This window comes from Salipiger sp. ABF4_146 (genome assembly GCF_056161345.1).
This window is the reverse complement of sequence record NZ_JBSWYX010000002.1, coordinates 221,462-245,365: the sequence shown is the minus strand read 5'-3', so window position 1 is coordinate 245,365 and position 23,904 is coordinate 221,462. Positions and strand designations below refer to the sequence as shown.

Here is a 23,904-nt window from a genome sequence, read left to right as displayed (position 1 = left end):
GCCCTAACATCTTTTACGGCGTGGCCCGGATGACGGGACGTTACGGCAACGCAAGCGCGCCTTTGGGGCAGGGGCTCAGCCCTCGACCCGGCTCAGATCGGCGACCTGCAGACAAATCTGGCGAATGCGCGACAGCAGATTCAGACGGTTGCGGCGCACCACCTGATTGTCCGAGTTCACCTGCACCGCCTCAAAGAACGCGTCGATCGGGGCGCGCAGGTCCGCCATCGCGCCCATCGCCGCGCCGAAATCCTCGGCCTGCATCGCCGGCTTGATCTCGGCCTCGGCCTTGTCGAGCGCGGCGAAAAGCGCCTTCTCCTCGTCGCTCTCGGCGAACTTGGGGTCCGCGCCGAAGCTGTATTCGACGCCGTCCTTGTCTTCGGCCTGCGTCAGGATGTTGTTGGCGCGCTTGAAGCCTTGCACGAGGTTCTCGCCGTCGTCGGTGCCAAGGAAGGCCCCCAGCGCCTCGGCGCGTTTTACCACCAGCAGCAGATCGTCCGAGCCGGGCATCGCCAGCACCGCGTCGATCACGTCGTGGCGGATGCCCTCACCTTTAAGGTGCACCTTCAGACGGTCGTGGAAGAACGCCAGCAGGTCATCCGAAAGATCGGGTACTTGCGATCCGACCTTGCGCAGCACTGAGCCTTCTTGGGCGGGGGCCGCATCTTCGAACTTGCCCAGCACCGCCTTGAACGCCGCACCAAAGACGCCGTGATCGGCGATCTCGTCGATCAGCGTGTCGAGCGCCTGCAGATCCGCCTCTTCGGCCTCGGCGTGCAGATGCGCCTTCTGGCGCACGATCTGCGCGTCAATGTAGCGGTCCAGCGGCAGGCGCAGGCCGTTGTTCAGCACCAGACGGATCACCCCAAGCGCCGCGCGGCGCAGCGCGAAGGGGTCTTTCGAGCCGGTGGGCTTCTCGTCGATCGCCCAGAAGCCGGTCAGCGTGTCGAGCTTGTCGGCCAGCGCCACCGACACCGACACCGGCGCGGTCGGCACGTCATCCGACGGGCCAAGCGGCGAGTAATGCTCTTCGCAGGCGGCGGCCACTTCGGCGGGCAGCTGCGCGGCTTCGGCGTAGTAGCGGCCCATCAGGCCCTGCAGTTCGGGGAACTCATAGACCATCTCGGACGACAGATCGGCCTTGGCCACGGTGGCGGCCTGCTGCGACAGCGCGGCGTCGGCGCCCACGGCAGGGGCCAGTTCCGCCGCCAGCGCGGCGATGCGGCCGATGCGGTCTTTCTGGCTGCCCAGCTTGTTGTGGAAGGTCACATTGCCCAGACGGCCCGTCCATGCGGTCAGCCCTTCGGATTTGGCCACGCGCAGGTCGTTTTCCCAGAAGAACTTGGCGTCCGACAGGCGCGCCGACAGAACCTTCTGGTTGCCCGCAAGGATGGTCGCGCCATCGTCGGCGGTCTCGATGTTGGCGACGGTGACAAAGCGCTCGATCTGCCCCGAGGCGGTGTTTTTCACCGAGAAGAACTTCTGGTGTTCCTTCATCGAGGTCTGCAGCACCTCGGGCGGCAGCTGCAGGAACTCTTCGCCGATCTCGCCCATCAGCACCACCGGCCATTCCACCAGCCCGGCCACTTCGGACAGCAGGCCGCGGTCCTCGACCACCTCCAGCCCGGCGGCGAACGCGCGGTTGGTGGCGTCATGCCAGATGGTGTCGGCGCGCTCGGCGGGGTTCAACACCACCTTGGCGCGCTTAAGCTTGGCCTCGTAGTCGTCGAACGAGCTGACCTCAAAGGTATCCGGCCCCATGAAGCGGTGGCCGCGGGTGGTGTTGCCCGCCGTGATGCCGTCGATCTCCAGCGGCACCACTTCGGCGCCCTGCTCGTCGGTCAGCAGGCACAGGATCGAATGCAGCGGACGCACCCAGCGCAGCGAGCCCGCGCCCCAGCGCATGGACTTCGGCCACGGGAAGTTGCGGACGGTCTTTTCCAGCACCTCTGCGACGATCTCGGCCGCCGGACGGCCCGGCTTTTCAATGATCGCAAACAGCACGCGGCCCTTCTTGTCCTCGCGCTCTTCGCATTGTTCGCGGGTCACCCCGGCGCCGCGCAGAAAGCCCTCGATGGCCTTTTCGGGCGCATCGACCTTCGGGCCACGGCGCTCTTCGCGGGTGGCGGGCGAGGCGGCCAGCAGGCCCTGAACGGTCAGCGTCAGGCGGCGTGGGGTCGAGAAAGCAGCGGCACCAGCGTAGGTCAGACCGGCCTCGACCAGACCGTCGGTGACGAGCTTCTTCAGGTCCTCGGCGGCACGCGATTGCATCCGGGCCGGGATTTCTTCGGAAAAGAGTTCGATCAGCAGGTCGGGCATGGTCTCACCAGGATAAATTTCGCCTGCGGGGATAGACCCCAAAGACGCTGGCGTCCAGCCGTTTGCGGGAAACTCCTGCGGGCTTTGCCCCGCGCAGGCGCTGCGGGTCAGCTGCGCGGCATTCTCAGCACGATGTTGCGCCCCGATTTGACGTAGCGCAGTTCGTCGTCGTCGATCGCCGCAATGCGGCCACCGTCGACCCGATCGCCCACCTGCACTTTCTGATAGCGGCCCGAGGGCAGGCGCACCAGCGCGCGGCGGTCCGAGTCCGATCCGTAGATGCCAATCAGCGTGACGTCCCGCAGATCGATCTGGTGCTGCTGCGTGGCGTTGTCCGAGACACTGGCGTTCTGCGGCACGCGCGGCCCGGCGGGAATTTGCGCCGCCTGCTGCTGGGCATCCTCGACGATGCTCTCCATCGTGCGCGGGCGCGGCAGCGGGGTCAGCGAGGCGCCGATCGCCTGTTCGGTGGCCGGAAGGTCCAGCGCGGCGGCCTCTTCCTGCGGCGTCAGCGGGCGCATCTGTGGCCGCATCTGCTCAAGCTCGGCCAGCGAGACGCCGCCAAGAACCGCGCGCTCGGTCTGTTCGATAAGATCGCCGGGCCGGCGCAGCGGGCGGAAGTTCTGAAGCGCCGGGTCGGCGTCTTGCGCAAGCGCCGGAGCCGCCGTTTCTTCGGTCTCGGGCGCGGCCTCGGACTCCGCCGCGTCGGCGCTGGCGTCGGCCTCGTCCTGCGGCGGGTCACCTGCCGCGGGCTGCGTGTCGGAGGCATCGGCGGGATCGGGGTCGCGCAATGGCGGGGTCTGCGGCGGCAGGCCGGTGAAGATCCGCACCCCATCGGGCGAAACGGTGCCCTCGGGCGTTGCCCGCACCAGCCCGCGTGCGTCGAGATCGAAGCGCACGCCCGGACCGGGCGGCAGGCGCACCGGCTGCAGCGTCAGATCTTCCCGCGGCGCGGCGTCGAGATCTGGCAGGGCAACGGCGTCGAACTGCTGCACGTCCGGGTCGATCGAGGCGACATAGACATCTTCGGCATCGGTGAGCGGCGGGCGGTTCGGCGCATTGGGCGCGCGCTGCCAGATGCCGTCGACGGCGTAGCGTGCGGCGGCATCATCGGCGCTGAGGCGCCCGCCAGAAGGCCCAGAAGGCGTGGCGAGTGGCGCGTTCTCCAGCCCCTCGCTCGCGGCTGGCGGCAATTCCAGCGCAGCAAGTTCGGTATCCGTTGCTTCTTCTTCGGCTGCCGCAGCGCTCTCGGGCGCTTCGGCCACCAAGGCTTCGGCGGGGGCGGCGAGGGCTTCGGCAGGAGGCTCACCCGGCGCAAAGAAGCGCGCAATGTCTTCCTTGAGGAACACCGAAGCCCATGCCGCGACGGCGGCCAGCGCCAGCAGCAGAAGCAGCGTCAGGATCAGCCCGAGAAACCGCGGTTTGCCGCCGACGCGCTGGCTGCTGCGCGCGCCGAAGACGGTCATCCGGTCGCGCTCTTGCTGGGGGCTGAGCGAACTGGCGGCGCGGCGCGCGGTCGCGGCCTGCTCCGACTGGCCTGCCTCGCGCTGCAGCGCCGCCACCCGTGCTGGCCCCGACACCGGCGTGACGCCTGCAGGATGGACCGGGTGCGACACCGGCGGACGGGGGGTGATCTGCTTGACCCCCTGCGTCGTCTCCGAGCCGGTCTGCGGCTCCGCGGGTGTTCTGGGGGGTGTCTTGATCGGGGCAAAGGCCGGGCGCGTGCGGGTTTTGGCCTCTGGCGTGGGCGCAGGGGATGCCACGTCGGGCGCGTCGGGCGCGTCGGGCGCGCTCTTGCCGCGCGCCGTCGCAGCGTCGCGGCGCTTGCCAAAGCCAAAGCCTTTGCGCTTCTGCGCTGGCGCGGCGCTTTCGGCTTCGGTGCTCGCGGGTGCGGCGGGATCCGGCACCGCCGCGGCGCGCAGGTCCTTGGCGCCCGGCGTGGCAGCGGGTGTTTCGCTGCGGTCGCGCCCCATGGTCAGCCGCGGTGCGGCCTCGGGGGCGGGCGGCACGGCGCTGCGGCTGGCGCGCACGCTGCTGAAACTTGCCGCGCCAGAGACGGCGGCAGGGGCTGCTGTCGGGGCGCTGACCGCTGGACGCACGGGGCTCTCTGCGGTCTCGGGCACCGGCGCGGGGGCTTCGGGAAAGGCCGGGGCGGCTGGCTCGGAGAGGTCAGCCGCTGCGCCGGGCGCTTCCGCTTCGGGCCGCGTAGTAGGCGCATCTTCCGGCGTTTCGGGCTCGGCCATGGGCGGTGTCGCGCCGCCGGCGGGCGGCGCTGGCGCAACGGCGGGCGTTTCCTCTGCCGAGGTCTCTGCCGGGGTCTCTGGGACGGGGACGTCGGTGGCGGCCTGTTCCTGCGGGGCCGGGGCCAGCAAGATCACCTTGGCCGGGCGCTCGGGCGCGGTGCCGGTCCATGTCCCGGCGGGGCCAAAAAAGGCGGTGCCGCGGAACGTGCCCGACGGTGGGATCGCGGCGAACATCACCGGCTCGAAGCCGCGCTCGCGCAGGAATGCCTCGGCCTCGTCCATCGTCTCGCGCGCCACCGCGGCGCCCAGCAGCGTGGTGCCCGAGATCGACCAGTCGAGCACCAGTTCGGCCACCGGATAGGGCGTCGCCCCGTCCAGCGCCACCTGCAGCGCGGCGCGGCGTGCCGACTGGCTGTCGCCGGGATCGGGCAACTCGATATAGCGCACCTGATCGTTGGGCAGGAAGACCGCCACCTGCGTTCCCGCCGGGTCATCCTCCAACGCGCGGGCGCGCAGCCCGTCGAAGGCCCCGGCCGAGAACGGGGCCTCGGACAGGGGCCGCCAGCCGCCGGCCTGTCGGCGCAGCAGGGTCAGGCCCTCGGAGGAAAGCGAAAGCGCGAAATCTGGTACCATGCGCGGGTCTCTAGCACTGCTCTTGGAGCCATGGGAGTCTCTGGGCTCCTTGCCCTCATCCTACAGCAGGTCTTCGCTCAGCGAAAGAACCGGGCGCTGCCGGGACTTGCCGCGAGGCCCCGCGATACCGACATTGTGAGGCGAACTTCAAGTGAAAGGATGTTCCCATGCGCAGAGTTTCGCGCTCCGTTAAGACACCGGTCGGATCTTCGCTGGCGCTGGTGGCCGCGACGTGCCTCGCGCTGGCCGCCCCGGCGCTGGCCAAAGCGCAAGAGGCGCCCGCGCCGCGGATCACCGTCACCGGCGAGGGCGAAGCGGCCGCAGCGCCCGATATGGCCCGGGTGAGCCTTGGCATCACCGCGCAGAACGCCAAGGCGGATGCGGCGATGAACGAAGCCTCGGAGGTTGCCGGGGCGCTGATCTCCCGACTCGACGAAATGGGCATCGAGGCGCGCGACCGGCAAAGCTCGGACATCTCGCTGCGCCCGCTCTGGTCGGGCGGCAACGATGGCACGCCGCGCACCATCAGCGGCTTCGAGGCGGGCAACCAGCTGTCCGTGCGGGTGCGTGATCTCGACCGGCTCGGCGACGTTCTGGGGGCGGTGCTGGGCGACGGGGCCAACCAGCTTTCGGGCCTGAGCTTCGGTCTGCAGGATCCCAAGCCGGTGATGGAACAGGCCCGCCGCGCCGCGGTGGAAGACGCCATGGACAAAGCCCGCGTGCTGGCCGATGCGGCGGGGCTGAGCCTCGGGCCGGTGGTCTCGATCGCCGAGGCCGGTGGCGGCGGGCAGGCCCCGGCGCCGATGATGGAGATGGCGCGCGCCTCCTCGGTGCCCGTTGCGGCGGGAGAGACGGTGCTGAGCACACGGGTCACCATGGTCTTCGAGCTTGGCGAGGCGGCCGAGTAACGATCCGTCCCCGCGGGGACGCTGAGGGCGGTGCGGGGGTTTCGCGCCGCCGTTTGAAGGTCGAGCCGTCCCCGCGGGGACGCATGGCTCAGGCGCCGGGCCCCGGCGTGACGGTGCGCCCGGCGGTGCGCAGGTCTACCAGCTTGCGAAAGAGGTCGAACCAGAACTGCGCGCCCAGCGTCACCCCGAAGGCGATGAGCACCCAGCCAATGGCTTGCGGCACCGAGGGCCACGCGTAGCCCTCTGCGTCCTCGCAGACATGATGCGAGATCGGGATCAGGGCCGTACTCTCGGGTGCCGACTGGCAGGTCCAGCCGAGGTGCACATCCAGCGCGCCGAGCGAGGCCAAGAGCGAGTCGTATTCCGTGCGCAGGGCGCTGAGGTCTGTGGCAGGAGCGGCGCCGGCCTGTTGCGTGGCCTGCAGCCCCGCGACCATGGCCTGCGCGATCTCGGCGCGGGTGCCCAGCGAGTCCTCGGTCATCAGCCGTTCGGCATAGCCCAGCAGGTCGATGTTGGCGCCGATGGCCAGAACCAGACCGATGGCAAAGAGCATCTTGCGGGTGCTGCGCAGATACCAGCCCTGCGCGCGGGCGAGAAGCTCGGCATAGTCCGCCTCGATGCGGGCGCGGTGGTCGTCGAGCGTGCTGCGGAACTCTTGCATCTCGTGGTCGATCAGCGCCGAAAGGTCGGCGACCTTGCGCAGCGCCAGCCGCTGGTTCAACTCGCCGATGGGCAGGGTCGAGAGGCTTTTCTCCAGAAGCGCGCGATAGGCATCGCGCTCTTTACTGGCGCGCGCCTCGAGGTCGGCCATCTCGTTGGGGTCGAGCAGCACTTTCATCACCGAAAGCGCAACGCGCCGGGGCTCTATCGCCGAGGGGCGGCGCGTGCCAGAGCCGAAGCCCGCACCGCCGCCAAGCCAGCGATGGCGCGGGCGCATCAAGGCGCGGATCTCGGGCAGGTCGTAGAAGGCATCAAGCAGGCCTGTCCCCGCGGGGACATTTGTGCCCGTGCCGGCTGGACCATCGGTGCCGCGCGTGCGCTCGCGGTCGAGCAGGTTGTGGATCACCTGAGCTAGCGTCTTGCCGCGCAGGTTGCGCAGATTGTCGGCGATGGCTTCGTTGATTGCGGTGGCCAGCAGGGTGAAGAGGATCATCACCGCCAGAACGCTGAGCGCGGCTTCGAGAAGTGCGGGGATCGACATGAGAGGTCCCTTTCGGAAGCGAAAGCTGCGCAGCGGACGGTGGAGCCGTCGCGCTGCGGGGAAGTCTTGCCAAATCGTTAACGCAGGTGGGGCAAAGGAGGGCGGCGCGGGCCGCCTTCCATTTTGTGGGTGCCGGGCGCGGCTCCGGCGCTGAGCGTCAGGAGAAGAACGGCGAGACGCCACCCGACGAGACGCTGTGCAGCGCGGCGGCCTCGTCGAAGGGGTGCACGGTCATCTCGAACAGGTCCTTGGTGTAGCACAGCGCCTGTTCGCCAAGGATGCCGAGTGCCACCTTCTCGCCCATGCGCAGGCTGTCGTAATAATCGGTGAAGTAATGCACCCCGGCCATGTTGCGTCCGATCGAGATGTTGGCCGCCAGCTTGTTCAACTCGCCCTCGAGCGTCAGCGGTGCGGGCGCGTCTTCAACGCTGAGATCGCCGATGCCGTCGGGCGGCGGCACGAACTGCACGTGGCGCAGCACATCGACGGCGTCGGGGCGTTGGAAGCCGATCTGCGGCGTCGCGCCCGGCTGGCCAAGCGGGCGGTACTCCACCAGTTCGGCATCGGTGTCGAAGAACGCCTTGAGCACGGTGACGCAGGCCCCGGCGACGGTGGCATGACCGGCGCCATAGGCCGGGTGCATCGGCGAGCCTTCCTTGAAGGCCATCGGCAGCAGCACCGTATCCGCCCCCGCAAGGTTTTGGTTGTGCGCGCGAATCTCCGCAAGCAGGCTGGGGGTTCCGCCGGGCGCAGTGTCGAGCGCGTCGCGCATGTCTTCAAATGCGGTGATGCCGGTGGCGGCGGCGATCTCGGTGGCCTTTTGCAGCCGTGCGGCGAGTGCCTCGGGGCGCAGGCGGCGGTGGTTGTTGAACTTCTGGAAGCGCACCGCCTTGAGCGCGCGGGTCGCGACCTCGGTGACCAGCGTCAGCACATGCGGCCCGCCCCAGAGCGCAAAGCCGCCGGTGCCGGAGGCGGCATAGGATCCCATGCCCGACAGGTGGTCGAACCCTTTGTCGAAGGGCGCACCCTGACCGAGCAGGATCAGGCAGGCGTTGAGATAGGCCTGATAAAGCGCATCGAAATGCACATAAGTGGCCATGTCGCGCGGCGTGGTGATGAAGCGGCGGGCCCCGGGCACGAAGGACTGCTTTTGATCGCCGGGCACGTCGGCGCCGTTCTGGATCGCCAGATAGCTGGCCTCGTCCATCATGTAGTCGTCTTCATGTACGGCCTGCGGCACGCGCTGGTCGATGCGCTGCGCGCCGTAGCCGACATAGCCGTCGGTGGCGCTTTCGAGCCCGCCGACGGTGCCGGTGCCCATCAGCAGGAACTGCGATAGATACGGGCCGGTTTCGACGCCGGGCGCCGAGCCGCGGAACATCGTGCCCGCGGCGACCGTGCCGCAGCCGCCACGCTTGCGCGGGCGCGCCTCGGTGACATGGCCTGTGGTGGGGTCGGTTTCGTCGCTATAGCCGCCGGTGGCATAGGCCAGCGCGTTCAGACGCGTAAGGGTGTCGGCGACGCGGGCGCTTTGCGCGGCGTCGGCGCCCGCGGGCGGGGTTTCTGAGAACAGCGCGAAAGGCACGTCGCGAAGCAGCGCCAGCTCGTAGACCTCGGCCATCTCGTAGGTCAGCTGCGCGCTGCCGAGCTTGGGCGCGGGCGGCATGGTGACGGCCTGCGGATCGGGCCCTTCGAGCGAGAAGACATGGCCGGCGGTGGGCGCCTCCCATTGCCGGTGATCGCCGCCGTTGAGCCCGTTGGGCGGCACGGCCACGGTAAAATAGTCGACGACGCCATGCGCGATGGCAAGGCGGAACAACTTGAAGTGGTCGGGGTTCTCGACCAGCAGCGTCGCGGGATCGTGGCTAAGCCCCTTGGTGAAGCTCATCGGCACGCCGCTCAGCGACTCGTCGCCATTGTTGCGGTGAGGGCTGTGCTCGCGGTCGAAGGCAAGCTCGGCGGCGTGCTGGCGAATGGCCTGCGCCTGCTTTTGCCTGAAGGCGGGGTTTCCGGTGAAGTTCTGCGGCATGACGGGGCCTCGGGGCTAGGGGGACGGGAGCGCGAGCCGGTCGTGCCGGTCGCTGCCCAAAGGCTACCCCTGCGCCGGGCCACGCCCGATGGCGGAACCCCTTACCCGAGGCTGGGGGATTTCCTTACCTGCGGCGCGGTTCGTGACGGTTTGAGGGCGATCTGCCGCGGATTTGGCGGAATCTGCCGCGCCTCAGGCGCGCGGCATCACCTCGACGCAAAGCACCGTGGGCAGGTGCCGGACAAGTTCGTGCCAGCTCTCGTCCTCGTCCGCAGAGCCAAAGACCGAGCCGGAGTTGGTGCCGAAATAGACCCCGGCGGGGCTGGCGTTGTCGACCGCCATGGCTTGGCGCAGCACGGTGAAATAGCAGCCGCGCTGCGGCAGCCCTTCGCGGCAGGCCTGCCAGCTTTCACCGCCATCGCGCGAGCGCCAGACGGCGGCGCTGGCCTCGGGGGGGAAGCGCCCGGCCATGTCGCCGTTGAGCGGCAGGGTCCACAGCGTGTCGGGGTCGGTTGGATGCACGCCGATGGGAAAGCCGAAGGTCGAGGGCAGCCCTTGGGTGATCTCGTCCCAACTGCGCCCGCCATCGCGCGAGCGGTACACGCCGTGGTGGTTCTGTTGATAGAGCAGATCGGCCTCGCCCGCGGCACGGCCCATGTTGTGCACGCAGTGCCCGGTCTCATGCCCGTCGCCTGCGGCGGGGTGGGGGCTGGGCTTGGCGGGAGCGTTGGAGCGGCGGTTGCGGCGCTCCCACGTGGCGCCGCCGTCCTCGGTGGCAAACACCCCGGCGGCGGAGATCGCCAGCCACATGCGGTTCGGATCGGCGGGATCGGTGACAATGGTGTGCAGCGTCAGCCCGGCGGCGCCCGGGGTCCAGCTGTCGGCGGAGGGGTGATTGCGCAGGCTTTCGACTTCCTCCCAGCTCTTGCCGTCGTCGGTGCTGGCGTAGAGAGCGGCGGGTTTGCCCCCGGCATACAGCGTGCCGGGCGTGGCTTTCAGTGACCAGAGCGCCTGCAACTGTCCGGTGAACGGGGCGGGGCCAGAGGGGGCGGCGCCAAGCTGCGCGGCGAGGTCGGGATCGGCGGCCATCCATTCGTCCATCTGCCCGCCCGCCAGTTTCGACAGTTGCCAGTCGGCGGAGCCATTTCGCCGCCATACGCCCGCGCCGAACCATTCGTTGCCGCCAGCGGCCCAGATGGTGCCGGTTTGCGCATCGCCCGCCATATGGTTGATCGGCCAGCCCTCGCAGAAGGGGCCCGAGGCGGTCCAGCCGTCGGCGCCTTGGTTGACCAAGAATGCGCCTTTCGTGGTGCCGACGAGAAGCGTAGGGGCTGTGGTCATTTGGGGATCTCCCTGCGATGGCCCAAGATGAGTTGATATCAACCTAACATGAGTCGCGGAGATCCCTGACGGGTTTTTGACGGGCGCGCGGAAAGTCGCGAAGGCGGTCAACGGGGCACTCGACCCGGAACGCGTATCCGGTCACCGCATCCACAGACCCGCGCGTTTGAGCGGGTTTCGGATGCCCTGTTCGCGCCGGGGCAGGTCGCTGCGGTCGAACATGCCGCGCACCTTGGCGCCGCGCCCCTGATAGATGTAGCGCAGGAAGGGTTCGTGCTCTTTCAGCAGCTTCTTCACCCGGTTGGGCGCGGCGATGGCTTCCAAGAAGGCGACCAGTTCATCGCTTTCACGGGCGTAGAGCAGGGGCAAGGCGCGGTAGTGGCAACTGTGGCTGCCGTCGAGCATCCCCTCGGGCAGCGTGTCCCGCCCGCCGCCGAGGCCGTGGATCACCAGCGGCAGCGCCACCTGATCGAGCCACGGATCGAGGCTCTGGCATTGCAGCGCCTTGGGCGGGTCGTCGCGGATGGCCAGCGCGATTTCGAGGAAGCGGCAGCCAAAGCGGCGCGGGCATTCGTAGAAGAAGAAGCCGGCGTTGAAGTAGAGGTAGTGCTGCCAGTATTCGTCGGGCCAGTTTGGGTCGAGCGAGCTTTGGAAATCGAGCCCGAACCGGTCGTAGAGTGATTTCCAGATTTCGGTGTAGCCGGGGCCGTAAAGCTCGATCTTCGGCCAGGTGCCTTCGCGTTTCATCGAGGCGGTGGGGCGGGTGAAATCGAAAGGCACCTCGGACAGATCGCCGGTGATCAGCGTGTCGGTGTCGAAGAACACGAAGGGCGCGCCCGGCGGCAGCGCAAAGAGCGCCTCGATCTTGTTGCCATAGGGGTAGGCGTGGCCGAAGTGGCGGCTTTCGAAGGGGACGATTTCGGCGCCGAGATCGCGCAGGATGTCGCAGGCTTCGGGTGCCATGCGCGGGTCATCGGGCCAGAGCGGGCCCGGTTGCGGTTCGGCGACGTAGAGCTGTGTGTGGCCCTCGGGCGTGGCGGCATCCAGCGACAGGGCAAAGAGCACGGCCTCGTATTGCAGGCGCCCGGCCTGTCCGACGATGAGGATGCTGAGCGGGATGTCGCGCTCGGTGGTGCGCCCGGTGGTGCCTGTCATTCTGCCCGGCCTTTGCCCGTGTTTGCGGCACTATAGGCGGGAAGGGCCGCGCCCGGAAGCGGATGGCCGCGCGGGCGGGCGGGGCTGTGGTTTCTGGAGCAGAGATCAGGGCCGCGCGGCAACAAGCCGAAGGCGCCGGTCGAGCGCCAGCCCGTCCCGGCGGGCTGGCGCTATGGTGCGTTTGTGCAAAGCTCAGAGGCCGTACGGACTTGGCCGGGACAAAGCGCTGCCCTCGGCAGTTGCAGCGCCACCCCGCGGGCAGGCGCTTGCCCGGCTCGCGTTGCGCGGCTTAGAGCGTGATCGGCAGCAGCACTTCGGGCTCGATCACCTGCACGCCGGGAAGGCCATCGGCCAGTTTGGCGGCGGATTGTTCGAGCGCGGGGAAGGTGCGGTAGTGGCAGGGGATGACCGTGTCGAAATCGAAGTAGGTCTTCGATGCCCACGCCGCCTGCTCCATGTCCATCGTGTAGTAGCCGCCGGCGCTGAGAATGCCGATGTCGGGTTTGTAGTACTGCCCGATCCACGCCATGTCGGCCATGATCGCGGTGTCGCCCGAGAAGTAGATGGTTTTGCCTTCGCCCTTGATGATGAAGCCGGTTTCCATGCCCGCGTATTTCGGGCCGGCCTCGGTGGGCAGCGACGAGCTGTGCGAGGCGGGAACCATGCTCACGCTGACCTTGCCGAAGGTGATGGTGCCGCCCTTGTTGAAGGCGTGGCCCTCGATCGCGCCCTTGCCATGCAACTGGCCGGCAAGCTCGACCATGCCCGAGAGCGGCGCCTTGGTGCGCTGCGAGACCTCGACGGCATTGTCGGTGTGGTCGAAATGGCCGTGGGTGATGAGGATCTGCGTGACGTCCTTCAGCGCGTCCTCGACCCGGTCTTCGGGGAAGACGGGATTGCCGATGACCCAAGGGTCGATGAGCAGGATCTGATCCTCGATCTCGATGCGGAAACTGCCGTGGCCAAGCCAGATGATGTTCATGAAATCTCTCCGTAACTATGCGTCAGTCTTGAGTCTTCGCGGAGGGTAGCACGGAGAGAATGACGGGCAAGCGACCGGGTGACGCAGCGGTGGGAAGGGGGCGGGAAGCTGCGGAAAAGGAACTGCCGACCAAGCGGGAGGGCTTGGCCGGCAGACCTCCCGAGCGGCGCGTATGCGAGGGGTGGGGATACGCCGGCGCGCTGCTCGGGAAGCTGGGAGATCAGGGAAGGCTGATCAGAAGAAGCCCAGCTTGTTGGGGTTGTAGCTGACCAGCATGTTCTTGGTCTGCTGATAGTGGTCGAGCATCATCTTATGGTTCTCGCGCCCGACGCCGGATTGCTTGTAGCCGCCGAAGGCCGCGTGGGCGGGATAGGCGTGGTAGTTGTTCACCCAGACCCGGCCCGCTTCGATGTTGCGTCCAAAGCGGTAGGCGCGGGTGCCGTCGCGGGTCCAGACGCCAGCGCCGAGGCCGTACATCGTGTCATTGGCAATGGCGAGCGCCTCGGCCTCGTCCTTGAAGGTGGTGACGGACACCACCGGGCCGAAGATCTCTTCTTGGAAGACCCGCATCTTGTTGTGGCCCTTGAGGATCGTCGGCTCGATATAAAAGCCGTTTTCCAGCCCGTCGATCTGCGCCGCCTTGCCGCCGGTCAGCACCTCGGCGCCTTCCTCGACGCCGATGGTCAGGTAGCTCAGGATCTTCTCCTGTTGCTCTTGGCTGGCTTGCGCGCCGACCATGGTTTCCATCTCGCGCGGGTCGCCGCGCTTGATCGCCTCGACGCGGGCGATGGCGCGCTTGATGAACTCCTCGTAGATGTCCTCTTGGATGAGGGCGCGGCTGGGGCAGGTGCAGACCTCGCCTTGATTGAAGGCAAAGAGCACGAAGCCCTCGACCGCCTTGTCGAGATAGGCGTCGTCCTCGGCCATCACGTCCGAGAAGAAGATATTGGGGGATTTGCCGCCCAGTTCCAGCGTCACCGGGATCAGGTTCTCGGTTGCCGCCTGCATGATCTTGCGGCCGGTTTCGGTGGAGCCGGTGAAGGCGATCTTGGCGATGCGCGGGCTGCTGGCGAGCGGCGCGCCCACTTCGGCGCCCATGCCGTTGACCACATTGAGCACGCCATCGGGCAGCAGATCGGCGATGCATTCGATCAGCACCATGATCGCGGCGGGGGTCTGCTCGGCCGGTTTCAGCACGATGCAGTTGCCGGCGGCGAGGGCGGGGGCGAGCTTCCATGCCGCCATCAGCACCGAGAAGTTCCATGGGATGATCTGCCCGACCACGCCGAGCGGTTCGTGGAAGTGATAGGCCACGGTGTCGTGGTCGATCTCGGACATGTTGCCTTCCTGTGCCCGCAGCACGCCCGCGAAGTAGCGGAAGTGGTCGACCGAAAGGGGAATGTCGGCGGCGGTGGTTTCGCGGATCGGCTTGCCGTTGTCCCATGTTTCCGCCGTGGCGATGAACTCGAGGTTCTCTTCGATGCGGTCGGCGATCTTCAGCAGGATGTTCGAGCGTTCGGTGGCCGAGGTCTTGCCCCAAGCCTCGCGCGCGGCATGGGCGGCGTCGAGCGCAAGCTCCACGTCCTCGGCGGTGGAGCGGGCGACCTCGCAGACCTTCGCGCCGGTGATCGGGGTGATGTTGTCGAAATACTGGCCCTTCACCGGAGCGGTGAACTTGCCGCCGATGAAGTTGTCGTAGCGGGTGCGGAACGGCGATTTATACTCGGCCGCGACCTGGGTCATTTCGTTCATGATTGTCCTCCTCAGAGCCCGGTCCTCCACCGGGTATGCAAGGAGTTTGGGGGCTACCGAAGGCGGCGTCACCCGGCGCGGAGAGGCCGGGAGGGCGCACCTGTCTCAGCGGTGAGACAGGTGCGGGGTAGAGTTGGCGGTGGCGGCGCGGGGAAGGGCGCGCTGCGCGCCTGCTACGACAGGCCCAGCTTTTTCATCCGGCGGTAGAAGGTGGCGCGGCCGACGCCGAGCGTGCGCGCAGCCTCCGATACATTGCCCTTGGCGCGCGCCAGCGCCCGCACCATGGCGGCACGCTCGGCGCGTTCAAAGCCCGATGGGCCATCCTCGCGCCCGAAAAGATCGCTGGCCGGGCGCGCCGAGAGCGGTCCGCTGCTTTCCAGCCCGAAGGAGCGGCGCGCGGCGCGGGTGGCGCCCTGCACCAGATCGTCGCGGTCCACCGCCAGCAGCACCGAAGCCTCGCTGTCTTCGGCATCGGCGACGATGATGCGCGCCTCGGGGAAGGCGGCGCGGAAAGTGTCGGCCTCGATCTGCCGGGCGGTCTGGGCGACCATGGCGGCGATCAGACGGTTGAACGCCTCGGTCTGGTCGGCGCGCGCCGAGGACACATCGAGCGCGCCGATGAGTTCGCCCTCGGGGCCGAAGATCGGCGCATCCATGCAGCTCATCGCGGTGTTGCGGGCGTGGAAATGCTCGTCGCGGTGGATCACCACGCGGCGCGCTTCGGCGATGCAGGTGCCGATGCCATTGGTGCCTTCGGAGGCCTCGGACCAGTCGGAGCCGGGGATGAGGCCCCACGACCGGAAAACGCCCATGTCGCCATCGCCCGCCCGCAGGTCGAGCACCACGCCTTCGGCGTCGGTGAGCAGCACGCCGCAGCCCGAGCTGCCGAGCATCTGGTGCAGCGCGTCGATCTTCGGCGCGGCGATGCGCAGCATGACTTCCGAGCGCTGCATGCGTTCGGTGAGCGCCTGCTGGGTGATCGTCTGGACGCCGTCCTTCTGCGCCGGATCGAGCCCGTGGTGCGACAGCGACCGGCGCCACGAGGCGGCCAGCCGCGAGCGCGCGGCTGCGGCAGGATCGGTCGCGGTTTCCATCACGCGGGCGGCGTGCCTCGATGCGATTGTCATGGGTGCTGTCCTCCGGGGGCTGACGATACAGCATGACCGGCCGTCGCCAAGTCACATTTCCGGACAGATGCGCGCGTGCCCCCGCGGCGCGCCTTGGGCCGCGGGGCGGATTTGCGTATTTTTGAAGAGAAGAAGCGGCTGGCGCTCAGGCGAGCGCCGCTTTGGCCGCGGCGATCTGAGCCTCCAGTCCGGCGGGGCCGGCGGGGATGATGCGCGGCGGGTTCAGCGCCTTGATGCCATAATAGCCCGCCTTGATGTGATCGAGGTCCACCGTTTCGGCGATGCCGCCGGTGCCAAGCATCCGCAGCATATGGGTGTGCATATACGGGTGATCCTCAAGCCGCCGGATGTTGCATTTGAAGAGGCCGTGATAGGCCGCGTCGAAGCGGATCGAGGTGACGAAGATGCGGATGTCGGTCTCGGTCAGCGTGTCGCCGAAATAGAACGGGCGGCCGTCGGACAGGCGTGCCTCGATGCGGGCCATCTCTTCGAACAGCTCGGTCACAGCCTCATCGTAGGCCTCTTGGCTGCTGGCAAAGCCAGCCTTGTAGACGCCGTTGTTGTAGAGCCGGTAGATGCGGGCGCTTTCCTCATCGATCTGCGGGCGCAGCGCGTCGGGGGCGAGGCGAATGTCTGAAGGGGCGATCTCTTCGAAGGCGGTGTCGAACATGCGCACGATGTCGGCGCTTTCGTTGTTTACCATGACGCCCTGCTGCGCGTCCCAGAGCACCGGCACGGTGGCGCGGCCCGAGACATGCGGGTCGGCGCGGGTATACAGTTCGTGCAGGTGCTGCGCGCTATAGAGCGGGTCGACGTCGGTGCCGGGAAAGCCGCCGAAGCTCCAGCCCTGATCGTCGAGCCGCGGGTTCACCACGGTGACCGGGATGATCTCTTCGAGGCCCTTGAGCTTGCGCGCGATCAGCGTGCGCGAGGCCCAGGGGCAGATCAGCGCCACATAGAGCCGGTAGCGCCCGGCCTCGGCCCTGAAGCCGCCGGTGCCGGTGGGGCCAGCGCTGCCGTCCGAGGTGATCCAGTTGCGGAAGCTCGATTCCTGCCGCACGAAACGGCCCTTCTCGTCTGCTTTCTGCACGGGTTGCCAGTTGGCGGTCCATTTTCCGTCGATCAGCATGGTCTCAGTCCTTCTGGCTCAGGGTGAAGGTGGTGCCCCACGGGTCGGTCAGCGGGGTTTCGGCGCGGGCGCGGCTGCGGATCGCGGCGATCTCGGCCTTGGTGCCGCGCAGTTCGATCTCGGTCAGGCCGGTGGCGGGGCCGCTTCGCGGCGCTGCGCCGCGGCTGTTCCAGATGTTCGAGGCAAGGTGGTGGTGATAGCCGCCGGAGCCATAGAAGGTGGCGCCGGGGTAGTGGTTGGTGACCTCCATGCCGAGGGTGTCGGAGTAGAAGGCCTCGGCCGGGGTCAGCTGGCCCACCTGCAGGTGCACATGGCCGACCACGGTGCCGTCGGGCGCATCCTGCCATTTGGCGGTGGCGCTGTCGGCAAGGTTTTGCAGGTCGAGGTGATTGGTTGCCATTACAATCTCGCCGTCGCGGTGGGTCCACTGATCGCGCGGGCGGTCGATGTAGATCTCGATGCCATTGCCCTCGGGGTCGGCGAGATAGAGCGCCTCGCTGACGAGGTGGTCCGAGGCCCCCTGCAGCGGGATGCGGGTTTCGGCGGCATGGCGCAGCCAAGCGCCGAGGTCAGCGCGGGAGGGCAGCAGGAAGGCGGTGTGGAAGAGGCCGGTGTCGCGCGGGGTGTGGCGCGGCGCGGATTTGTCCTGACGCAGCGCGATGAGGCTGCGGCCATGGGCCCCGAAGCGGGCCTCGGTGCCGTCATCCGAGAGTTTCTCGAGGCCGAGGGCGGATTGGTAGAACGCGCCGACCTTTGCGAGGTCGTTCACCGTCAGGCTTACTTGGCCGATGTCGAGGGGGGCGTCGCTGGTTGCCATGATCTCTCTCCGTAACTTCGTTCCGCTGGGCGGGGATGTGTGGGGGCAGCGCTCGCTGCCGTTGAGGAGAATATGCGGGCTGGTGTTTTGGAAAGAAATGGCGAGTATGTGGTAATACTATCCTCGCAGCGTTCGGAATAAGCCATGGACATCGTCGACCAGATCCGCGCCTTCGTCGCCACAGCGCAGACCGGCTCTTTCACCGCCGCCGCCGAGCGCATGGGCGTGTCGAACCGGCTGACCTCAAAATACGTGGCGGAACTGGAGACGCGACTGGGCACGCGGCTGCTGCAGCGCACGACCCGGCGGGTCGGGCTGACGCCGGCGGGCGAGAAGCTGCTGGCGCGGGCGCCGGCGTGGCTGGAAGAACTGGAGGTGCTGCTGGGGTCGGTCGAGCATGAGGCGCGCGGCTTTTCCGGCGTGCTGCGGGTGGCGGCGCCGCTGACCTTTGGCGAGATCTACGCCGCCGACCTGCTGAGCCGCTTTGCCGCGCCGCATCCGGAACTGACGGTCGAACTGCGGTTGTCGGATGCCTATACCGATCTGGCGATGGAGGGCATCGATCTGGCCTTTCGCATCGGGCGGTTGACCGACAACACGCTGAAGGCGCGGCGGCTGTGCCGGTTCGGCATGAAGGTGGTGGCGGCGCCTCAATACGTGGCCGAGCATGGGGCGCCCGAGACTGCTGAGGCGCTGGGCGCGCACGCCTGCATCCATGACAGCAACCAGCGCAGCCCGCGCTGGCGCTTCGGTGCCGAGGGCGCGCTGCGCGAGGTGCAGATCGCCAGCCGCTTTGCGGTGAACAGCGCGAGGGTGGCGCGCGACATGGCGCTGGCGGGGCAGGGCATCGCCTATTGCCCGGAGTTCGTGGTCACCGGCGACATCGAGGCGGGGCGGCTCGTGGAATTGCTCGCGGACGAGGAAAAACCGCAGCATGATCTGAGCGCGGTCTATCTCGAAGGCGGGATGCTGCCGCGCAAGGTGCGCGCGCTGGTAGATTTTGCGGCGGAGGACGTGAAGACCCACCTGCTGGCGGGCTAGCTCAGGCCTCGCAGGGCAGGGCGCCGAAGGTCTCGTCGAAACTGCGACGCAGGGCGACGTCGAGATCGTTCATCGTCACCGGCAGGCCGAGATCGACCAGAGAGGTGACGCCGTAGTTGCTGATGCCGCAGGGCACGATGCCGTCGAAATGCCCAAGGTCCGGCTCGACGTTGATCGAGATGCCGTGGAAGCTCACCCATTTGCGCAGGCGGATGCCGATGGCGGCGATCTTGTCCTCGGTCACGCTGCCATCCGCGAGCCGCGGCTTGTCGGGCCGTTCGACCCAGACCCCGACGCGACCGTCGCGGATGTGGCCGGTGACGCTGAACTCGGCCAGCGCGGCGATCACCCATGCCTCGAGCTGGCGCACGAAGCAGCGCACATCGCGGCCGCGTTTGGCCACATCGAGCATGACGTAGACCACGCGCTGGCCGGGGCCGTGGTAGGTGTACTGCCCGCCGCGCTTGGTATCGAACACCGGAAAACGCTCGGGGTCGCGCAGATCCTCGGGCTTTGCGGAGGTGCCGGCGGTGTAGAGCGGCGGATGCTCGACCAGCCAGATAAGTTCCTCGGCCTCGCCAGCGGCGATCGCCGCGGCGCGCTCTTCCATGAAGGCGACGGCGTCGTCGTAACCGGTCAGCCCGTCTGATGTGATCCACTCAACCATGGCAGAGCGATTAGGCGCTTGCGCTTGACAGGTCAATACGGCGGTGCCGACAATGACGGCAGGTCTATTTTAGAAATCCCTTAACGATTGTCCGTCCATTATTCAGACATATTCCGGAACTTCCAAATAATTCATTTATTGGAGGAAATATCCTATGCATCGCCATTCTATTGCCGGGCTGATTTGTTTCAGCCTCGTCGCGGCCCCGATTCCCGCCCTTGCCGATAACGCCTTCGTCGGCGGTCTGGTGGGCGGGATGATCGGCAGCGCCATCGCCAATCAGCCCAAAAGACAGGTCATTCAGAAGCGCACCTATGTCGCGCCGAAGCAAAAGCGCGCTGCGGCGAAGCCGGCTGTCTCTTCGGCCACGCGCGAGGCGAACCGCGTCACGCAGGGGGCGCTGAATTACTTCGGGTTCGACGCGGGCACGCCGGACGGCATTCTGGGCAGCCGGTCACGGGCGGCAATCTCGGCCTATCAGGGGCATTTGGGGTACGCGCCGACCGGCCAGCTGACGCAATACGAACGCGATTTTCTGGTGTCGTCCTATCGTCGTGCGCAGGCCGGCGGGCCGGCCACGGCGCAGCAGATCGCGTCGAACCCGCAGGGCGTGCGGGGCTTGCTGATCGCCTATCGCGACGGTCAGGTGAACCGGAGCGGCACGGCCGGGGCAGGCGCCATCGCCGGACACTACGGGTTGCCGGCGGTGGTGGCCGCGGCGGTGAACGAGATCGCCAAGAGCTCGGACCCGTCGGCCGAGCAACTGGTACAGCGTTCTGGCTTTATCCAGTTGTCCGATATCAACGGTGATGGTCGTACCGATTACATCCTCGACACATCGGTGACCGGCTCGGCTTTCTGGTGCAATGCGCAAAGCTGTGCGGTGCGGGTCTTTGCCTCGACACCGGAAGGCTATGAGCGCAACGATTTTCAGGCGTTCAACGTGACCCCGGCGATGTTCAGCTGCACCCGCGGCACCTGCACCAAGGACGGCGCGCCGCAGATGGCGGCAGCGCCCGTGCCCAGTGCGCCCGCTCCGGCGCCGGATCTGCCGCAAAGCCAGATGGCCTCGGCGGCGACTCCGGTGCCGTCGGCACAGCCGGTGGTGCAATCCAATGCCGCCGCGGCGGCAGGGCCGGCGATTCCCGACTTCTTTGGCGCCGGCGACGGGGCGCAGGCGACGCTGCAATCGCGCTGCAATACGGTCAGCCTGATGACCTCGACCAACGGCGGCTACATCACCCAGGCCACGCTGTCCGATCCCTCGGCCGCGCTGGCAGAGCAACTGTGCCTCGCGCGGACCTACGCGATTGCAAAAGGCGAGGAGCTGATCGCCAAAGTGCCGGGCGCAACGCCCGAGCAGGTGGCGCAGCAATGCGCAGGTTTCGGGCAGCTTCTGCAGGCGCAGGTCGCGGCGGTGTCGCTGCGCCCCCGCGAGGAGGTTCTGGGCGAGGTGAGCAGCTTTGTGCTGTCTTCGGGCATGTCGCCGGCGCAGTTGGAGAAGACCGCGATGATCTGCCTCTCGGCGGGCTACCGCGTGGATGATCTGGACGCGGCGATGGGCTCGGCGCTGGTGCTGGTGGCGCTCGGGCAGGCCCCCTATGCCGAGCTGATCGGCCACCACCTGAGCCAAGGCATCGGTGCCAGCCAGCGCGACGATCTGTCAGTCTTGTGGTACGCGCAGGCGCTGGATGCGCTGGACGGCGGCAGCGCGGCGGTGTTCTCGCCCGGCATGCCGGAACGCGCGGGGCTCTTGCGCAAGGCGTCGATGATGCTTGGCGGGGAAACCGAGGCGGCGGCTGCGGCGCCCGAGGTGGTGCCCGCAGCGCAGGATATCCCGGTCTTCACGATCAGCGAATGACCTGACGCGGCGATATCTATGGCTCGGCCGGATCGCAGGACCCGGCCGGGATCGGGGCCGGTTTCACGGGGTGCGAGGGGCGCGCGAAAAACTTTTGAAGAAAGTGCGCTTTTCCTCTTGGCATCCCCCGCGGCCTTCGTTAGAGAGCGCGTCACCAAGTCAAGACAGTGCGGTCGTGGCGGAATTGGTAGACGCGCAGCGTTGAGGTCGCTGTGGGGTAACTCCCGTGGAAGTTCGAGTCTTCTCGACCGCACCATTACTCTCCCCCTTGAGGGCGTGAAGAGTAAGAAAGTTTTTCTCGGCAGAGAGACATTGGTTTCAGCCCCACTAAAGATCGCGCATACGCTCGCGACATCAGCCTCCCATTCGGGGCGGTTTTCGAGGCGGGGGCCGCTCTCAGATACCCTTACGCAGCGCCATCGTACTGTTCTTGTGGATGCGACCCCGTCCCGCGGCGTCCCGGCGATAGAAGGCCCGCCGGTGGGTGCTTGATCTCTCCTGCGCTTGTGGCAGGCGGACGCAAGGCGGCTTGATCGGTGCGCCTGTCGCAGAACTCCTTGTTGTGATGACGTGCAGGTCCCTGTCAGGGCAGGCCGAACGGGCGCTGTCGGACGTCGGGCGCCGGCATGTAGGCTAGTACCGGTTGCCTGTGCGTGGATCGGGGTGTCGGGCCAGTTCGGGTCGGCGCGGTCGGTCCCATGGCTGCACCTTGGATCGGCACCCGCGGCGGTGATCGAGATTCGCCTCAGGGCTGCGTCATCTGCGCCCGCCGGATCGTCTAAGGCGCCCCGTTGGCAGTTTGGATTTCCGTTTGAACACTGCGCCCAGGCGGGGAGGGTCGTACGGCGAAAACCCATGCGCTACGCCGCGGACACGAGCGGGTTCCGAACTTAAGTGCCTATAAAAAAATCACAATCATGCTGTGCGGTGGCTAGGGTCGCTCCCGCGCCTTGAAACATTGGGGGTGGTCACGTCTTGTCATGCGAGCGCGCTCTCCAACCGCCCGCGCGGCCACCTGACGGGCGGGTCGGAGCGTGTCAAACCACCAAAAGGACCGCTGTGATGACTATCGATACCGAGAAACTCCATGCTGCTTTGGACGCCTTGCCGGATGCTTATCGCGGGCCGGGCGGTACGGTCGGGGTCGTCAAGGATGGGAAGGTCATCGCGACGCGCGCCTGGGGGTATGCGGACCTCGTCACCGGTCGGCCGTTGACGGCCAGCACGCGGATGCCGATCTGCTCGATCTCCAAGCAATTCACCTGCGCGGTGCTGCTCGCAGCCATCGACGATCCGAGCCGTTTGGACACACGCGTCGCGGAATTCCTGCCGAATTACAGCGGTCCGCTGCCGACCGTGCGCCAACTGTGTGACAACCAGTCCGGGCTGCGCGACTATTGGGCTCTGACGGTGCTTCAGGGTGGGCTGGCAGAGCAAACATTTTCCCGAATGGACGCATTGCCGCTGATCGCCCGGATGAAGACCGGTCACTTCGCGCCGGGCACGCAGTACTCCTACTGCAACTGTAACTTCCGGATCGTGTCGGAATTGATCGAAAGCGAAACCGGACGCTCGCTGGAGGAACTCTATCGCGACCTCATATGGGAGCCCGCTGGCATGACGGGGGCCGTCCTGACCTCCGACACGCGCCACCCGGCAGACGGCGTTTACGGATACGAGGGCAGCGAGGTGGCGGGCTACTTCAAAGCCGACAACGGCATCTACTGGATTGGCGATGCTGGCATTTCCGCCTCGCTCGACGACATGATGGCCTATGAGGTCTGGATCGACGCCACCCGCAACGATCCGCAAAGCCTGTACACCCGGATCTCGGCGCCCCCGGTTTTTGCAGACGGAACGCCTGCGGCCTATGGCATGGGGTTGGCGCACGAGGTGGTCGCTGGCGTCAACACAACGGGTCATGGCGGCGCGCTGCGCGGTTTCCGCGCGCATCGGCTGCACGCGCCGTCAGAGCGGCTGTCTGTCTTTGTTCACTTCAATCACGAGGCTGACGCGCATGGCGCGGCGGTGGAGGTCATGCGGGCGGCGCTCGGCTGGGAAGAGCCCGCTCCGGGACCTGTCGAGGAGGATTGGGCTGGCCAGTGGCTGTGCTCTGAAACCGGCCTTCTGGCGCGCATCGAGCCGGGCCGTCACGGCGCCGATCTGCGGTTTGCCGTCTCGCCTGATCGGCTAAGGCCTTCGGGTGATGGGTCTCTTGTTAGCGACGCTGTGCGGATCACGCGCAAGGAGGGCCTGCTTGAAATGCAGCGCAGGGGCGACAATCTGTCCGCGACGCTGTCGCCTGTCGCGGAGACTGCTGCACCCGACCGTGCGGAGATCGCTGGCCGCTACGAGGCAGATGAACTCGGTGCAGCGATGCTCATCGAGGCGCGCGACGGTGGCGTATACGCGCGTTTCGAGGGGATGCTTGGCGCGGGCCGGATGGAGCGCGTACATTCTGTTTCCGCGGACACCTGGATCCTGCCCACACGTCGGGCGATGGACGCGCCTGCGCCGGGTGACTGGACGCTCAGCGTCACGCGCGACGACAAAGGGGCGGTGACGGGTGCGGTCCTTGGTTGCTGGCTTGCGCGCAATATCGCGTACCGCAAGACGACATAGCTGTCTGACGTGAGGCTGGCGGTCGCGGATCGGGTGCTGGCCCGCACCCTCGCTTGACGAACGCCCGCGCCTGAAGC

General features: G+C 67.4%; 16 protein-coding genes and 1 tRNA gene. 5 read left to right on the top strand and 12 right to left on the bottom strand.

What is annotated here, in order from left to right:
• Window positions 1–75 precede the first annotated feature (75 nt).
• Both glyS and ACXAJT_RS03920 read right to left on the bottom strand, forming a co-directional pair.
• Entirely contained in the window at window positions 76–2,319 is a 2,244-nt protein-coding gene (gene glyS / locus ACXAJT_RS03925; protein WP_475233194.1) for a glycine--tRNA ligase subunit beta, read from the bottom strand.
• Window positions 2,320–2,426: 107 nt separating this feature from the next.
• A complete protein-coding gene (locus ACXAJT_RS03920) occupies window positions 2,427–5,195 on the bottom strand; it encodes a hypothetical protein (RefSeq protein ID WP_475233193.1) in 2,769 nt (922 codons plus the stop codon).
• A gap of 167 nt (window positions 5,196–5,362) precedes the next feature.
• Here ACXAJT_RS03920 and ACXAJT_RS03915 point away from each other — a divergent pair, with 167 nt between their 5' ends.
• A complete protein-coding gene (locus ACXAJT_RS03915; protein ID WP_475233192.1) occupies window positions 5,363–6,103 on the top strand; it encodes an SIMPL domain-containing protein in 741 nt (246 codons plus the stop codon).
• Window positions 6,104–6,191: 88 nt separating this feature from the next.
• On the opposite strand, the gene ACXAJT_RS03910 is transcribed toward ACXAJT_RS03915, so the two are convergent.
• From ACXAJT_RS03910 to ACXAJT_RS03870, 9 genes are all read right to left on the bottom strand, one after another.
• Complete coding sequence (locus ACXAJT_RS03910) at window positions 6,192–7,304, bottom strand: hypothetical protein (RefSeq protein ID WP_475233191.1); 1,113 nt, start codon at window positions 7,302–7,304, stop codon at window positions 6,192–6,194.
• Between the two features lie 157 nt (window positions 7,305–7,461).
• Window positions 7,462–9,333: a vanadium-dependent haloperoxidase gene (locus ACXAJT_RS03905; RefSeq protein ID WP_475233190.1), complete on the bottom strand. Its 1,872-nt coding sequence runs from the start codon at window positions 9,331–9,333 to the stop codon at window positions 7,462–7,464.
• Between the two features lie 192 nt (window positions 9,334–9,525).
• Window positions 9,526–10,674, bottom strand: coding sequence for a VPS10 domain-containing protein (locus ACXAJT_RS03900; RefSeq protein ID WP_475233189.1), 1,149 nt, complete (start codon window positions 10,672–10,674; stop codon window positions 9,526–9,528).
• A 141-nt stretch (window positions 10,675–10,815) separates the two neighbouring features.
• Window positions 10,816–11,829 carry a hypothetical protein gene (locus tag ACXAJT_RS03895; protein WP_475233188.1) on the bottom strand — a complete coding sequence of 338 codons (1,014 nt, stop codon included), beginning with the start codon at window positions 11,827–11,829 and terminating at the stop codon, window positions 10,816–10,818.
• A 289-nt stretch (window positions 11,830–12,118) separates the two neighbouring features.
• Window positions 12,119–12,811 (bottom strand): metal-dependent hydrolase, encoded by a 693-nt coding sequence (locus tag ACXAJT_RS03890; RefSeq protein ID WP_475233187.1) that lies wholly within the window; start codon window positions 12,809–12,811, stop codon window positions 12,119–12,121.
• A 234-nt stretch (window positions 12,812–13,045) separates the two neighbouring features.
• A complete protein-coding gene (gene adh / locus ACXAJT_RS03885) occupies window positions 13,046–14,563 on the bottom strand; it encodes an aldehyde dehydrogenase (protein WP_475233186.1) in 1,518 nt (505 codons plus the stop codon).
• A 173-nt stretch (window positions 14,564–14,736) separates the two neighbouring features.
• Complete coding sequence (locus ACXAJT_RS03880; protein WP_475233185.1) at window positions 14,737–15,690, bottom strand: GAF domain-containing protein; 954 nt, start codon at window positions 15,688–15,690, stop codon at window positions 14,737–14,739.
• Between the two features lie 145 nt (window positions 15,691–15,835).
• Window positions 15,836–16,819 carry a glutathione S-transferase family protein gene (locus tag ACXAJT_RS03875; protein ID WP_475233184.1) on the bottom strand — a complete coding sequence of 328 codons (984 nt, stop codon included), beginning with the start codon at window positions 16,817–16,819 and terminating at the stop codon, window positions 15,836–15,838.
• Between the two features lie 4 nt (window positions 16,820–16,823).
• Window positions 16,824–17,636 carry a VOC family protein gene (locus tag ACXAJT_RS03870; RefSeq protein ID WP_475233183.1) on the bottom strand — a complete coding sequence of 271 codons (813 nt, stop codon included), beginning with the start codon at window positions 17,634–17,636 and terminating at the stop codon, window positions 16,824–16,826.
• A 144-nt stretch (window positions 17,637–17,780) separates the two neighbouring features.
• Here ACXAJT_RS03870 and ACXAJT_RS03865 point away from each other — a divergent pair, with 144 nt between their 5' ends.
• Window positions 17,781–18,677 carry a LysR family transcriptional regulator gene (locus tag ACXAJT_RS03865; protein ID WP_475233182.1) on the top strand — a complete coding sequence of 299 codons (897 nt, stop codon included), beginning with the start codon at window positions 17,781–17,783 and terminating at the stop codon, window positions 18,675–18,677.
• Between the two features lies 1 nt (window position 18,678).
• Here the strand turns inward: ACXAJT_RS03865 and lipB are convergent, their stop codons facing one another.
• Complete coding sequence (gene lipB / locus ACXAJT_RS03860) at window positions 18,679–19,380, bottom strand: lipoyl(octanoyl) transferase LipB (protein WP_475233181.1); 702 nt, start codon at window positions 19,378–19,380, stop codon at window positions 18,679–18,681.
• Window positions 19,381–19,498: 118 nt separating this feature from the next.
• Here lipB and ACXAJT_RS03855 point away from each other — a divergent pair, with 118 nt between their 5' ends.
• The 3 genes from ACXAJT_RS03855 to ACXAJT_RS03845 all read left to right on the top strand — a co-directional run bounded on the left by ACXAJT_RS03855 (window position 19,499) and on the right by ACXAJT_RS03845 (window position 23,827).
• Window positions 19,499–21,205 (top strand): peptidoglycan-binding domain-containing protein, encoded by a 1,707-nt coding sequence (locus ACXAJT_RS03855; RefSeq protein WP_475233180.1) that lies wholly within the window; start codon window positions 19,499–19,501, stop codon window positions 21,203–21,205.
• Between the two features lie 169 nt (window positions 21,206–21,374).
• Window positions 21,375–21,461, top strand: a tRNA-Leu gene (locus ACXAJT_RS03850).
• A gap of 806 nt (window positions 21,462–22,267) precedes the next feature.
• Complete coding sequence (locus ACXAJT_RS03845) at window positions 22,268–23,827, top strand: D-aminopeptidase (protein ID WP_475233179.1); 1,560 nt, start codon at window positions 22,268–22,270, stop codon at window positions 23,825–23,827.
• The last annotated feature ends 77 nt before the right edge of the window (window positions 23,828–23,904 follow it).